10 protein-coding genes and 1 pseudogene are annotated in these 14,069 nt (G+C 70.0%); all 11 read left to right on the top strand.

The genetic code is table 11. The features are described from left to right. Window positions 1-91: 91 nt before the first annotated feature. Window positions 92-313, top strand: a pseudogene (locus ACF08B_RS40990) (ATP-binding protein); the annotation flags it as partial. Between the two features lie 259 nt (window positions 314-572). Then, the gene (locus ACF08B_RS40985) at window positions 573-935 is read left to right on the top strand and encodes an STAS domain-containing protein (RefSeq protein ID WP_392322132.1); all 363 of its coding nucleotides are present in this window, start codon (window positions 573-575) and stop codon (window positions 933-935) included. A 3,124-nt stretch (window positions 936-4,059) separates the two neighbouring features. Then, window positions 4,060-4,233, top strand: coding sequence for a hypothetical protein (locus ACF08B_RS40980; RefSeq protein WP_392322131.1), 174 nt, complete (start codon window positions 4,060-4,062; stop codon window positions 4,231-4,233). A gap of 533 nt (window positions 4,234-4,766) precedes the next feature. Further along, window positions 4,767-4,976, top strand: coding sequence for a hypothetical protein (locus ACF08B_RS40975; protein WP_392322130.1), 210 nt, complete (start codon window positions 4,767-4,769; stop codon window positions 4,974-4,976). Continuing rightward, a complete protein-coding gene (locus ACF08B_RS40970) occupies window positions 4,973-5,698 on the top strand; it encodes a restriction endonuclease (RefSeq protein WP_392322129.1) in 726 nt (241 codons plus the stop codon). Before ACF08B_RS40975 ends, ACF08B_RS40970 begins: the two co-directional genes overlap by 4 nt. A gap of 576 nt (window positions 5,699-6,274) precedes the next feature. Continuing rightward, window positions 6,275-7,378, top strand: a complete 1,104-nt coding sequence (locus tag ACF08B_RS40965; protein ID WP_392322128.1) for a glycosyltransferase — start codon at window positions 6,275-6,277, stop codon at window positions 7,376-7,378. Between the two features lie 123 nt (window positions 7,379-7,501). Beyond that, complete coding sequence (locus ACF08B_RS40960; RefSeq protein WP_392322127.1) at window positions 7,502-7,750, top strand: hypothetical protein; 249 nt, start codon at window positions 7,502-7,504, stop codon at window positions 7,748-7,750. A gap of 163 nt (window positions 7,751-7,913) precedes the next feature. Next, window positions 7,914-10,199 carry an NHL repeat-containing protein gene (locus tag ACF08B_RS40955; RefSeq protein WP_392322126.1) on the top strand — a complete coding sequence of 762 codons (2,286 nt, stop codon included), beginning with the start codon at window positions 7,914-7,916 and terminating at the stop codon, window positions 10,197-10,199. Between the two features lie 418 nt (window positions 10,200-10,617). Then, complete coding sequence (locus tag ACF08B_RS40950) at window positions 10,618-10,818, top strand: hypothetical protein (RefSeq protein ID WP_392322125.1); 201 nt, start codon at window positions 10,618-10,620, stop codon at window positions 10,816-10,818. A gap of 102 nt (window positions 10,819-10,920) precedes the next feature. Then, window positions 10,921-11,487 (top strand): helix-turn-helix domain-containing protein, encoded by a 567-nt coding sequence (locus ACF08B_RS40945; RefSeq protein ID WP_392322124.1) that lies wholly within the window; start codon window positions 10,921-10,923, stop codon window positions 11,485-11,487. Between the two features lie 1,591 nt (window positions 11,488-13,078). Continuing rightward, a complete protein-coding gene (locus ACF08B_RS40940) occupies window positions 13,079-13,279 on the top strand; it encodes a hypothetical protein (protein ID WP_392322123.1) in 201 nt (66 codons plus the stop codon). Window positions 13,280-14,069 lie beyond the last annotated feature (790 nt).

Genomic DNA, 14,069 nt, shown 5'->3' with positions numbered 1-14,069 from the left:
CCGCTATCTCTCGTGAACATTTCGAGACCCAGCGATCACCAACTGCCGCCCAAACCGGCAGACAAACGCTGCTGCTGAACGTGAACAAAGCCAGATCGCGGGTGATCTGGTGGAGGTGCAGGTGTGGGACTCCGACCCGGTCCTGCCGGTGGCACGCGCTGCGGATGTGGGCCGGGTGGGGCAGCACGGCCTGGAGATCGTGATGGCCGTCTGTCAGGGGTTCGAGGCGATGCGGGAGCCGGTCGGCAAGCGCCTGACCGCCCGCCTGGCACTGGGTGACGGTTCGCCCGAAGCGATCTGGGGCAGCCAGTAGGCGACCGTCGTGGCGGCATCTTCGGGCGAGTGAGTCCACCCGTTTGAGTGAGACGCGGCTTCCGGTGGTCCGAGCGTGGGTGCTGGGGGGAAGGCAGACTGCCGGGGCAGGTGAGCGGCATGATCAGGCGTATCCACACCACCGCACCGCACCCTCGTGTGTGGCCGTGTACCGGCTGGCGTCGGCACGAGATAGCAGGCCGCTGGGCCGGGTCTGGCGAACTGTCTGGTAATGCTGCAGGGGTTGCAAGGGGCATGGGATGAGCGGTGGGGGAGGGATCACCTCCCTGGTCTTACTCGAGGGCGACGCGGTGCTGCTGGGGGTCTTCGGTGAACTGGACATCTTCACCGGCCCGGAGTTGTGCGCGGTCGTCACCGGCTGCCTGGCCTCTCGGCCGACTCGACTGGTGATGGACGTGTCCGGAGTGTCGTTCTGCGATGCGTCCGGGCTGGCCGCCCTGCTGCAGGCCCGGCAGGGCGTGGTGCAGGCGGGCACCGGTTTCGTGTTGGCGGGCGTGCCGCCGGTGCTGCAGCGCATCCTGGCGATCACCGACCTCGATGCCGGGTTCGGCCTGGGTGCTCAGTCCGGCCCCGCCTCGGGCACCGGCCCTTCGACCGCGTGAAGCGCCCGCAGTCAGGATTGCGGGTTCAGCACCCCCTTTGGGCCGCACTGCGCCGTGGCACGCTGCACTGTGCCGTGACGGGGAGGTCATCCCAGTATTCCAACGAGTACGGCGTGGTCACCGTCAGGACGGCGACGGGCAGCATGGTCAGCCGCAGTCGCCGCATCCGGCTGTCGAGCCCGCCCGGACCGGCCTGTCTCCGGCGGCCAGGGACTACTCCGGGACAGCGGTCCGGCTGTCTTCGCGTTGGCGGAGTCGGGCCCCTCACGGCGCAGTGGCCTCTTCTCTACAATGATCGGTTTCACGGGGCTGCTGCCAGCCGTCCCGCGTCGTCGGCGCCGGGTGTGCCCAGCCCCGGCGCGGCCCGCGGGTCACCGGAACTGCCCGTCCCGGTGACCGACGGCTTCGTGGGCCCAACGAAGCCCCTGCCCCAGCACAGGGCCGTTGCCGCGTTGTGGTGGTCCGGTTCGTGCCAAGTGGGGGACAGTGGTCGCCTGTTGGGTGGGTATGGCTCGTTGCTCTTGTGGGCCGGGACGGGTGTGGGAAGAAAATGTTGCAGTCTGCGTCTGCGGCCAGGTGCCCAGCGTGTGGGGGCGAAGCGAGCGCCGGGCCGGTAACGGTGGAGACGCCGGGCCCGTCGGCGGTAGATCCGGCCCCTTCTGATCGTGACGGCCCGCGGGTGCGAAGGCCGTGTACGGGAGCGTGCCTGCGAGCCCTTCAGGAGCGGTTTCCGCGGCGCCCCCTCGTCCTCGAGGGACTATGGGCGGCCAGACTCATGAGGGTCCTGCGCACTCATCCCAGGGGCGTGCTGCCGGCACAGCTGCTTCAGGAGGCAGGGCTGACGCCGGTGCAGAGGCGCGCCGGTTTCGTGTGGTGGGACGAACAGCTGCGTCACGCGTGACGGTTTTGATGAGCCGCCGGCCGGGACGGCGGTGGGGGACTGAGCGTGAGCGACGCGGTTGCGCTGGCGGCTATCCAGCTCGGCCTCCAGCCGGCCGCTCCCGGCCTGTAGGACTGCCTGGCACCGCAGTGGCGGGCTGCCCGGACTGCGCTGGTAGCCGAGACCGCCAACGAGCGCCAGGTCGACGGTGGCGCCGATCACTGCAACGAACAGAGCAAGAGCAGACACGAGTCCCCTAGGGATCAGCACACGGCGAGTCCGCGTGCAACGAAAAGGCGGAGCGTGGAGGCTTCCCGCGCCTTGCGTCTCGGGCAGGGCGCTCCAACAGCGGGCGCTAGGTTGGCCGAGGGCGGGGCTAGCCTCGCAACCCCCAGGTGACCTGCACTTTTTGAACCTGCTTGATCCTGGGCATGCAGTGGGTGTGAGGTGCCATCAGGTGCCAGCGCTGATTTGACTCTGGCTGCCGATGGGTTCGCCATCTACTAAGGGACGGAATCCGGATAGAAACGTCTCGGTGGCTTGCAGAGGCGGATCTCGCCCGGTACGAGAGCAAGCGCCGCTGCTGGGCCGCCCAGCTGCACCCGAGGTCGCACCCGTAGTTGCACCCCAGGTTGCGCGGCCTACGCAGCTCGCTGCGCAACTCCGCTGGTCACCATGCCTTTCCCGCATGGTCGGGGCGCTGACATCCCCCCTGGAGCCCCCTCAGCCGCCCATCAGTAAGAAGAGGAAAGGGGAAGGGCAGGGGCTGGGGCAGAGGCCGGCTCGGCGGGGGATCGGACATCCTGAACGTCTGTTGCGCGTCGGTGGGGCCGCCGCGCCGACCGGACACCGAAGCGCCCCACCGGGTGTCGATGACCCCGCCGATATCCCCTCCGGTAACTGCTGCGACAACCCCTGCGGCATCTGCTACGCACCCTGGATTCCGGGGCTGCCGGTTCGCGCAGGTCAGCCCGCGTGGTGGGGGCACTCCGGATAGCCCGACATCCCCTCTAGGCCACCCTCGCCCGCCACAAGCAGAAGAGTGAGGGAGGTGGGGCGGGAGCGCGGGCGGCGGGCGAGGGGATCGGGGCGGCCGTTTGCAGTTCCGCACGGCTCGCGCCGCGCGGTCCGGCAGGCGCCGGCGCCGCCTGGCCGAGGCCGCGGGTACGTCATCAGCTGGCCCCGTACGTTTCCGCGATGACGTACCCAGCTTGTCGCCTGTCTTGTCTTGTCGTCTTCCTTGTCGCTTGTCGCCCCGGCGCTGCTGGCCCGTCTGCGCTTCCCGCGCCCGGCTTTCTGACCTGCCAGGCGACAAGCGACAAGCGACACGGTCCGTTGCCGATGCCGGGCGGGAGGGTGGTGAGGGGCTGAGCGTGAGTGCCGGTTACGGGTTACAGGCCGGTGAGTGCGCCGGTTTGCGCTGCTCAGGGCGGTGCGGGCGGCTTCTGTCGGGCCGGTAACCGGTAACCCGGCTTGCCGAGGCGCGCGCGTGCGGGGCGGTGAACTTCGGCGAGCACCAGGCCGTGGTCCTGGCGGCGGAGCTGCCCGGGCCTGAGCGGAGCGCCGGGACCCGGCGGAACCGGGCCGGTGCTGCCCGCCAGGGGGTCTCCCAGGGAAGTTGTCGGCCCGTGCGGAGCCCGGCGCGGCACCCCTTGACCAGCAGGTCAGACCCCTTGACCACCGGACTGGCCGCCGACCGGCTGAGGCAAGTTGTAGGGCAACTTGTAGAGCAAGTCGTACGGCAAGTTGTAGGGCCACTTGTAAGGCAAGTTGTAGGGCAAGCTGCGCCGTTCATGCGCGGCGTCACCGCGACGACGGCACGCCGCTCGTGGACGGCAGCGCAGCGCTCGCCCCGTCCGGTGGGTGGGACAGGGGCTCTTAACGCTCGGGATGCCGCCAACTACAGCGGGGTTGTGGTCCTACGCGTACGAGGAGATTCCCTACTGGATCGGCGGCACCCATGCAAGTCCAAGGCCCGCCCGTTTTCCCAGGTCAGAAGCCTTGAATGGGAGATCCGGCGGGGGAAGGTCGACGCCAGCCGCCACGTCTTGCCTGCCCTGTGACCAGGACCGCCTACGCCGTGAACTGGCTGGTCAGAGCGGAGTTGCGGGGCTAACCCCCGTGCCGAGCACTCCGAGCCCGTCCAGAACCACCGCCTCTCCTTCCTGGAAGCGCTCAACGGCATCTCCGCCATACCACCGCACGCCCCATCCCGGGCGTGCCCGTCCCGAGGGGGAACTGCCCGTGTCCACGCTCGCTCTGCTCGTCCTGCTGCTCCTGGCCGTCGTCGTCCTGCTGCTCGCGGCCGGCGTCGCCTACGTCGTGCACCGCCACCCGTCCTGGGCCCAGCCCCTCGGCGCTGCGTTCGCCGCAGTGATGGTGATGGCCACCCTGGTCGGCCTGATCCTCGCCCTATGAGCCGCAGGGACCCGCCCACGGCGCCGGATTCCGCTCCGACTTCCGGACCAGTCTTCTGGCTTTGTTCATGAGTTGCCGTTCTCATGAACAAAGCCACTGGGGCGTCACGGCCCGGGATGTGTGGTGGGCGTACGGGGTGGTGGAGTCCGGGGCCCGCAGCGGGCGCCGTGGCTGGGTGAGCGGCGACCATCTCGCCACTGGCTACCGGCACTGACCATGACGCAAGGGGTTGTCCATGCGGGGCTGGGCTGGGCACGCCCAGCCCCACGACGCGAAGACTAGCCGCTGTGCCGTCCAGCGTCGGCAGAGCAGCGGACCGCTTCACCGTGTATGGACGTACGCCCCTTCATGCCTGGGAGCCAGCCCGCGTCTTCTGCTGATCTGTCGCACGGTATTCGGCCAGGTCCGATGGGTTTGTGCCATTCGTCGGCATCCTGCCTTCACCATCACCGTGGCGCCGCTACATAAGAAGGCTGGTGTGGTGCTGCTGCCTTTGCGTGGTGTTGGCCAGTCGGTGGGGGAGGTCTGGACGGTTGCTGACCATTAACGTGGCGCTGCTGCTCGCAGTGATTGTGTTCTTCCGGCTGCGGCGCCGTACGGAGGCCCGCAGCCGCGCGGACGAGAAGATGACCGTGGTCATTGTCCTGGCCTTGGGCATTCTGATCGCCCTGACCCCGGCCGGTCAGGGCATTCTCTATTTTGTGGAGCAGTTGGCGGGCGGCGTCACGCAGGCCAGCCGGTGAGCCGCCGCCCGCGCAAGGGACGGCCGACAGCGCCCCGCCGGCCGCCGGGGCGGCGCCGCACCCGCAGGACCAGCAGGCGGCGCGCCGATGACCAGCTGGCCGGCCTGCTGCTGGCTGCGGTGGTGGCCATCGCCGTGGTGGTGACGGTCGTCAACTGGCTGCTGGCGCACTGGTGGATCCTCCTCGCCCTCGGCGTGCTCGCTCTACTGGCGGGTGGCGGGTGGCTGTACCGGAGGCAGCAGCAGGCACGGTGGGAGGCGGTCCGCACGCAGGGCCTGCGCTACGCACTGCCCGACCTGGACGCCTTGCACCACTCCCGGTTCGAGGATGCGGTGCGGGATCTGATGCGCCGCGACGGCTGTCCGGACGCGGTCCGCGTCGGCGGCAGCGGGGACCTGGGCGCGGACGTGAAAGCGACCGACCCCTACGGGCGGCGCTGGGTGATCCAGTGCAAGCACCGCAAGAGCGGCCTGGCCGGTTCAGCGGTCGGCACACCGGACCTGCAGATCCTCAACGGCACCGCACGGCAGGTCCACGGCGCCGACGTCGCCGTCATCGTGACCAACGGCCGCGTCACCAAGCCCGCCGAGGCTTTCGCCCAGCAGCAGCGCCTGCATGTGGTGGACCGCCAGACACTCGGCACTTGGGCATCCGGTTCGCGACCGTTGTGGGAGCTCTTGCGGGCGGTGCCGCCGCCGCGCAAGCCCACTGCCCTCTCCTGATGTCCGGCCCGGCGCAGCTGACCTGGGATTTCCACCGCCAGCTACGCCGTACCCCTGTTCCTCGGGACACGGGATTCCTGACTGCCGAGTCGGCGCCAGTCAAGCGGTCCGAGCGGGGCGCGTACCGGGTTGGTAAGTGGCCGCTGATGCTTGCCGGGGCGGTCGGGTGGTGGCTCGGGGTATTTGCCGCACCGGAGCCTGCGCCGTTCAGCAGGGCCAGCAGCAGGAGTATGAAGGCAGGAGTGACCCGGATGGCGGGGCGTGTATGCCGTCGGGGTGGTGCGCCGGAGCGCGAAGCGTAAGGGAGTTGTGCTTCGGCGAGCCCGGCTCCGGTCGGGTGACGGGTCCTGGGCGTGGCGTCTCTGGTGGAAGGTCTGCATATGCCGGGTGAAATTTTGCCTGGCGGTTCGCTGGACACCCCCCACTGCGAGCTGCGCCTGGCCGACGTCGTCGGAACGCCTGTGGCGTGCTGCCGGGCGGCCGCAGGAGCGCAGGGCTGGCAGGTCCATGCAGGCCGCGTCCCCTGTAGTCCCCTTGTGCGTTCGGTGAAGCGTGCGCGCAGTCAGGAGCACGGTTATGCGAAGACGCACGCATCCTGCCCGCGTGTGGCCGTCTCTCAGTGGCGTGGCGGGGGTGCGGGTTGTCGCGCTGATTCCCGCGCACAACGAGGCCGGCCGGGTGGGTGCGGCCGTCGCTGCTCTGCGGGCGCAGAGCCGTGCGCCGGACCGGATTGTGGTGGTCGCGGACAACTGCACCGACACCACGGCAGCTGTCGCTCGACGGGCCGGGGCACAGGTGGTGGAGTCCGTGGGTAACCGGCACAAGAAGGCCGGGGCGCTCAACCAGGCCCTGGACCGGCTCTTTGACGGACTGGCCGATCACGATCTTGTCCTCATCCAGGACGCCGACACCACACTCGTCCCGTCCTTCATTGCCAGTGCCGTCGAGGCGATGACCGTGGATGTGGGAGCGGTCGGCGGGATCTTTTACGGCGAGCCAGGTGGCGGGCTGCTCGGTGTTCTGCAGCGGATCGAGTTCCAGCGCTACGCCCGGGAGATCGCCCGCCGCGGCTACCGGGCCGATGTACTCACCGGCACCGCGACCCTCTTCCGTGCATCGACCCTGCGAAGAATCAGGCAGGCACGCCTGGACGGGCTGATCGGCGGCGGCGCCTCGTACTACTCCCTGGCCTCGCTTACCGAGGACGACGAAATCACCAAGGCCGTGCGCACGATCGGGTACCGCACCGTGTCACCGGCCGGCTGCCGGGTGGTCACCGAGGTGATGACCACGGTGCCCAAGCTGTGGCATCAGCGGATGCGCTGGCAGCGCGGGGCGTTGGAGAACTTACGGGACTACGGCTGGACCCCGGTCACAGCCCCGTACATCGTGCGACAGGCCCTGATGGGCCTGTCGGTGCTGGCTCTGGCGTTGTACCTGTTCTTCACCGGCTGGATGCTGGCCCGCGGCCGTCCGGAGTTCCGCCCGTTCTGGATCGCGGTCGGCTGCGTGTTCGTCGCGGAGAAGGTCGTCACCGCCCGCGGCGCGGGCTGCAGGGCCCAGCTGCTGGCGGGCACGCTCGCTGTCGAGCTGGTCTACGACCTGTTCCAGCACGCGGTGTACCTCCGTTCCCTGTGGGACATGGCCCGGCGGCGTGAGGAGCGCTGGTGCGCGACCTGACGGGACCCGCGCTGCCCACGACGTCGTCGCACAGGGCCGCCACGCCGACGGCGGTGTGCGGGGATGACGGACGGGAGATGAGGCGGGAGATGAGGCGGGAGATCCGTGTACGCAGGCGTGCCCTTGGCCAGTGCGCTGGGAGCCGGCGGAGCGTCCGCGCTCGCCTCCCGGCGGCGTTCCGGCTTCGACACTCTCGCCACCGTGGTGGCGGCCACCACCCTGCTGATGGCCGGGGTGTCGGTGTGCAAGCTGCTGCCGCGCCGCGCCGGGACGGTCCTGCCCGGGGGGCCGGTCCGGTTCGCGTCCGAGCGGCTGGCTCTCCGGCCGCCCGCAGAGCAGAACACGGCCGGCCCCCGGGCGGTGGCCATGTGACTGCGTCCTGCCCGGCCGCTGCCCCGGGCGCCCCGCGCCTCGGCACCCCCTTCACACTCCGCGTCGCGCACAGCCGGACGCGGCCGTAAGGCCCGGGGCGCACCCGTCTCTGCTGGAACACCGGCCGGTGCCGCGCCCCGCACCCCCGACAGGAGGAACGACGATGACCACCACCACTCCCGCTCCGGCGGCCTTCCCCGACGGCACGATCATTACAGCGGCCGGAAACGGCGAAGCAGGGTTCATCGTGGACGGCGGCCCGGCCGCAGGCACCAGGCTCAACACCCCCTTTGGCGTGGCGGTGGACGGGGCCGGCAACCTCTACATCGCCGACCGCAGCAACCACCGGGTGCGCAAGGTGACACCCGACGGGACCATCACCACGGTGGCCGGCAACGGCCAGGCCGGGTTCGTCTCCGACGGCGGCCCCGCCGCCGCCACCGGGCTCAACACCCCCTACGGCATGGCGGTGGACGCGGCAGGCAACCTCTACATCGCCGACCGCAACAACCACCGGGTGCGCAAGGTGACACCCGACGGGACCATCACCACGGTCGCCGGCAACGGCCAGCCCGGATTCGTCTCCGACGGCGGCCCCGCCGCCGCCACCAAACTCCACTATCCGAACGCAGTGGCGGTGGACCGATCGGGGAACCTCTACATCGCCGACAGTTACAACCACCGGGTCCGCAAGGTGGCACCCGACGGGATCATCACCACCGTCGCGGGCAACGGGCAGGCCGGGTTCGTCTCCGACGGCGGCCCCGCCGTCGCCACCAGACTCAGATACCCCTGGGGGGTGACGGTGGACGAGGACGGGAACCTCTACATCTGCGACCGCTTCAACCACCGGGTCCGCAAGGTGACACCCGACGGCGTGATCACCACCGTCGCCGGCAACGGCATTGCCGGGTACGTCGCCGACGGCGGACCGGCTGTCGCCACGTCCCTGCACTACCCGGCGACCGTGGCGGTGGACGGGGCCGGGAACCTCTACATCGGCGACGGCCACAACCACCGGGTGCGCAAGGTAGCAGCCAACGGGATCATCACCACTATCGCCGGCGACGGCATCGCCGGGTACATCGCCGACGGCGAACCCGCGGCGGGCCAGCAGCTCTACTACCCCGCCGGCGTCGCCGTGGCACCTTCCGGCGACCTGTACATCGCTGACAGCTCGAACCACCGGGTGCGCAAGGTGCTCGCAGCGGCGACGATGACCCCGCCGCCCCCGCCCGTCGCCGACCTGTACGGCGAGCTCGTCCTGCCCGTCATGGTCCCCCGCCGCCAGGAGTTCGACCTGGGCGCCCGCGTCCACAACCGCGGCCCCGCCATCGCCAGCGGAGAACACATCACGGTCGTGCTCACTCTGGCCGACGGCCTGGAAAGCGCCCGGGAGAACAACGGACGGCGCCTGACCCGCACCTTCCCCGGCACCGACCTGGCCCCCGGCAAAGGCACCCTGGACGGCGTCTTCCGCGTCCGCGCCGTCGACACCACCGCACCGGGCACGTACGAGTCCACCCTGGAGATCCAGTACGGCGGCGACCTCAACCTCAAGGACAACACCTTCACCCTGCCCGTCACCGTCGTCGTCCCCGAACCGGTCGCCGACGAGACCGCCCTGACCATCTACCAGGAGAACATCCCCGAAGCCGCTCCCGGCCAGGGCGCCCTTGTCCTGCTGCGCTTCGTCTCACCCCTCGGCCAGCCCGTCAACCCCGGCATCATCACCCAGCGCTTCACCGCACCCACCGGGTTCGTCTTCACCGGCCGGCCCGCCTACACCTACCCCGGCACCGTCCAGGGCGCCATCACCGGCGAACTGGACCACGAACTCTACGACGCCGGCCGCACCCTGGTCATCCGCGACAACCCGCACCTGAACACCACGGACACCGACGCCGGCACCCTCGTCTACAGCCTCGGCGTGCGCGCCCAGCCCGGTGCCGCCGCCGGCCTCGCAAGCGACGGCTCGGCCAGCATCGGCCGGCGCGCCCCCGTCCAACTCCTGGCCAAGGTCTCCGGCGCCGCAGCCGAACCCACCGTCCGCATCGTGCAGAGCCGGCTGGACCAGGCACGGGTCCGGCCCGGCCAGCAGTGGGTCTACCCCGCCGTGTTCACCCTCACCAACACCGGTCAGACCCGGATCGGGCCTGCGGACATCGTCTTCACCGCTCCCGAGGGCCTGTGGTTCACCGAGAACCGGGTGATGATGTCCAGCGAAGGCGCGGCGGGCGAGACCGAACTGACCGGGCAGCGCTCCAACGGCAACCGCACCCTGACCCTGCCGGGCGCAGCCCTCGACCTGGACGGCGGCAAGTGGGCCGTCCTCTACCCCGAGATGGAAGTCGAATCCGACGCCCCGACCGGCGCGGTACTTGTCGGCATCCGAATCGGCACCCCGCCCCTCGCCACCGGAAACGCCACCGTCACCATCGAGGCATAACCCACAAAACCGAACAACCCGCAGCAGACGACACCGGCCCAACAGGGCAGCACCCCACCACACGCAGCCGACCCCGGCTGTCTGCGCCGATCACGTGAACCTCCCGGAGCGCCGCCTCGGGAGGCCACGGCAGAGCAGTAATGGTTCGAGCGCAACCGCCGCTATCTCTCTTGACCGTCAGCACCCCCGCCGGTCATAAGAGACGAGCGCATACTGCAAGTTGTAGAGCAAGCCGTAGGGCAAGTTGCAGGACAAGTTGAACGGCAAGTTGTAGGGCAACTTGTAGGGCAAGCCGACCTCGGCCGCTCCTCAGTACGCCAGGACCGTGCGCCGCCGGACGGGCTCAGTCCGGCAGAAGCACAGGCGGCACCGGCCGTGTAGCGGCCCGCAGCACCGCCTGCCGCCCTACGGTGCCGAGATGGACCACTACGCAGGGCGGCAGCGTGGGTGCCGCAGCCTTACCACCCCTCAGCGTGAGCTCGCGGAGCGCCTGGCGGTGCGGGCGGAGGCGTTGCGTGCTCATGTCGACCGGGACGGCGGCGAGGGCCTGAGTGTGAGTGCTGCGGTCGCCCTGGCGGCCGTCCAGCTTGGCCTGCGGCCGGCCGCGCCCGAAGCCTGAATGGCCATGAGCTGCTGAACGGACCACACGGCAGGCTCGTCTTTGGAAGACTGTTCAGGGTAAACGGACTTCCCGACACGCAAACGGCTGGAGGCGGTGGGGGTGAGCCTTGTCCTGTACGACTTCGACACGGCGAAGCTGCAAGCCGCCCGCACCTGCTCCGGGGTCTCGGTTGCCCAGATCGCGTGCGCGGTCGGTGTCACCGAGCGGGCGGTGAATCTGTGGCTCGCCGGGACTCGCATGCCGGTGCCGGAGGTGCTGCCTCGCCTGGCCGTCGCGGTCGGCACCACCCCGGCCGGCCTGTGTACGGTCGAGGCGGAGCGGCTGGTGCATCTGCGGGTGTTCACCGGCCGCACCCGCGCGCAGATGGCCGACGCGCTGGAGATGGCGGAGAAGACGTACCGGCTGCTGGAGAGCACCGGTTGTGTCGGCCGCGGTGCCCGTTCCCGTTACAGCCCGGGTGCCGGGGGCTGGCTGCCGTGGGAGGCGTGGGCGGCGCCGGCGTACAGGGTGACGCCGGAGCGGTTGGCGGCGGCCACCGAGGCGTCCCGTGCGTTCGACCGGCAGGCGCATGAGGAGCGGTGGGAGCAGATCCGGGAGGCCGACCCCGGCCTCGCCGCCCGCTACGACACGGTCGTGCACGACATCCGGATGGGCGGGCGTTCATGAGGACTCTGCGGGCTGAGGTGGCGGGCCTGGGGCCCAGATGTTCAAGAGCTCCTCGGACGCGATGGCCCGAGGAGCTCCGGAGGCTGTCTTCTCAACCTCCCTCGCACGGCGAGTAGCCAGACGGCAGCGATTCATACGCGCCCGGGAAGCGGCTGCTGGGAGTCCGGCTGTTTTCGCCGGGCAGTTTTGGCCTCACCCGCCGAGTTTGGTCCCCCGGTACCCGGGCCCAAAAAAGGCCGTTCTAGAAGCGGCCGCGTCGTGGTCGTTGGAGAATCGGACGGCGGCACGGTCGTCGCCTCACCGTGCCGCCTGGATTCACCATGCGGCCGCTCACGCGGCATTTGACGAGTTCCCCTTCCGTGCAGCAGCTGCACCCCGTTGCACGGGGTGAGGGCCCGGCGCCGTGGCGGCGTACAGCGGGGCCCTCACTCGCGCAGATGGGAGAGCGCGCGACGCCGTGCCAACGACGCCGCACAGCGCCTGGGAAACGGGGCTCACGCTGCCCTTTCTGCGCGTATTGCGACTGGTTCGGGGTAGGGGGTGGGTGCAGGGAACCCCGTGGGGTTGCCCGGGGAGCCGGCCGCCGCCGCTGACGATGAGGCTGCCGGTGGCGGCCGGGCCGCTTTTCGCAGCGCCCCAGGTCACCGCAGTCAGGAGGCTGCGGGTGGCCGTCTGGGTCCCGTGGTGCCAAGCAGTGGCCGGCCGGACGGCATACGGCGCGGCCGCAGTCGGGTCCTACCGCGACGACATCGAGAACCTGGTGCCGCACAGCCCGCGTCCGAGGGCCCACACTCAACGACGTGCGGCATACAGCGGGCCCGGAACTCTTCTCCCGGGTCCGCTGCCCTGTCCCCGACGCCCGAGGCCACAGTCGACGCCCGCTCGCTTGACGATCCACGGCAGCACCCCTTGGCCATCTCTTGATCCGCAGGCGCTCGAGGGGAAGCCGCCGCACAATCCGTTCCCTTATGGGGAGCGCGCCCCGCCCCGCCGCCGAGTTCAGCCCGGGCCTGGCCGGCGCCGTCTGTCGGCCGGGCAGCGTGTCGGCGGGGCCGGGCAGCGGGTCGGCGGGGCCGGGACTGGGCATACCCGATCCCGCAGCGCTAGCGCCGCAGGGTCCAGCACTTCTACTGCTGGCGCGGTCGCCCATGCGGTCTTGGGGGACCGGCCTCGCCGAGCATGTTCGCGTGTTCACCTCGCTGGCGACGGCGACGGCACAAGCCCGCGTGATCGTGCGGAGCCCGGGTCTGCCTCGAAGGCGTGCGGCACGCTCTTGTCCTGGGGCCTCACTCGCGCACGAGCTGCGCGGGACGGCCGGGCGAGGGATCCTGAAAAGGTGGCAGCGGGTGTAACCCCGTGATGTGGCGGTACGGCCATGGCCATGGCGACGACAGCCGTACCGCCACGGTTCCGGACGCCGTGGGCCCCCGCCTGAGACGTCCGGAACTGAGCGGGCCCGGCCAAGTGCGGTCTCCCGGGCCCGCTGCGTCCCGCCGCACATCGGCAGCTACGCCGCCCTGTTTTCGCCGGGCAGTTTTGGCCCCACTACTCACCCCGTTAGCCCGGGGCCAACGAACCCCGTTCAAGACAGGTGGACCACTACGCAGGGCGGCAGCGTGGGTGCCGCAGCCTCACCACCCCTCAGCGCGAGCTCGCGGAGCGCCTGTCGGTGCGGGCGGAGGCGCTGCGTACCGATGCCGGCCGGGACGGCGGTGAGGGTCTGAGCGTGAGCGACGCGGTCGCGCTGGCGGCTGTCCAGCTCGGCCTCCAGCCGGCCGTTCCCGGCTTGTAGGACTGCCTGGCACCGCAGTGGCGGCCAGCCCGGGCTGTGCGCTGCCCGACCGGTCGAGAGAGACTGGTCATGGTGGAAAGGCCGCAGCGGCACACCATGGCGACAATACGCCGCGGCGTGCCTCGGTCCAGGAGCCCCGCGCCTGGGCCCTCTGCAGCGGGCCCTTTCCGAGTCTCTCGGGCCCGCTGCACTGCGTTTGGCTGCACAATCGGCGTGCTGGTTTGCGTCGAATTGCTGAGCGACCGACCAGCAAATTTCCTGGCTTATCAGTATTGGCCAGTAGTCATTCCAGAGTGGATCTTGCCTGCTTTCTGAGGTGGGGTCACCGATTGCTTTTCGGGATTTTGTTGCGACCCTTGAAATTCGCCCATTCTGGTGACGGCCCGTCAGTCCCTGCCCGGTGGGCATCCTCGGCTCTGTGCCGCCTCGCGCCCGGGATCAGCATCTATGCAGTTCAGGGCAGGTGTCGGGCTGGCCGGTTGTGGGGTGGAGGGGTGGTGGGGTGTGGTTCCAGACTCTACCCAGGCCACAAAATGATGCACGGGGCGTGGCCCGGGTCTGCCAACCGGACATGCTGCATCAACCGTGCGTGACGGTCAGGCGGTTACGCGAGGGCGGTCGAGTGGCCTCGCTCCCCTCGGTCACGGCCCCCGGCGGCATCCCTCCGGGCAGGTCTGGTTTCGGTCCCGGGAGCGCTGTGAGGTTCGGTCGGGATGTCACTGGGATGTTCGGTCTTGAATGTCACTGACGTGTAGGTGTGTTGGTGCTGTTCAAGGGGCAGTTGGGGCGA

The sequence above is a fragment of the Streptomyces sp. NPDC015139 genome, from assembly GCF_043079785.1.
Lineage (GTDB): Bacteria > Actinomycetota > Actinomycetes > Streptomycetales > Streptomycetaceae > Streptomyces > Streptomyces albidocamelliae.
Note: the sequence above shows the minus strand (reverse complement) of the source record. Positions and strands in the feature narration are given on the sequence as shown.

Excerpts from the sequence above, each read along its gene's own strand:
- ACF08B_RS40985 (WP_392322132.1), top strand. The coding sequence starts at position 573 with ATGAGCGGTGGGGGAGGGATCACCTCCCTGGTCTTACTCGAGGGCGAC.
- ACF08B_RS40965 (WP_392322128.1), top strand. The coding sequence starts at position 6,275 with ATGCGAAGACGCACGCATCCTGCCCGCGTGTGGCCGTCTCTCAGTGGC.
- ACF08B_RS40955 (WP_392322126.1), top strand. The coding sequence starts at position 7,914 with ATGACCACCACCACTCCCGCTCCGGCGGCCTTCCCCGACGGCACGATC.
- ACF08B_RS40950 (WP_392322125.1), top strand. The coding sequence starts at position 10,618 with ATGGACCACTACGCAGGGCGGCAGCGTGGGTGCCGCAGCCTTACCACC.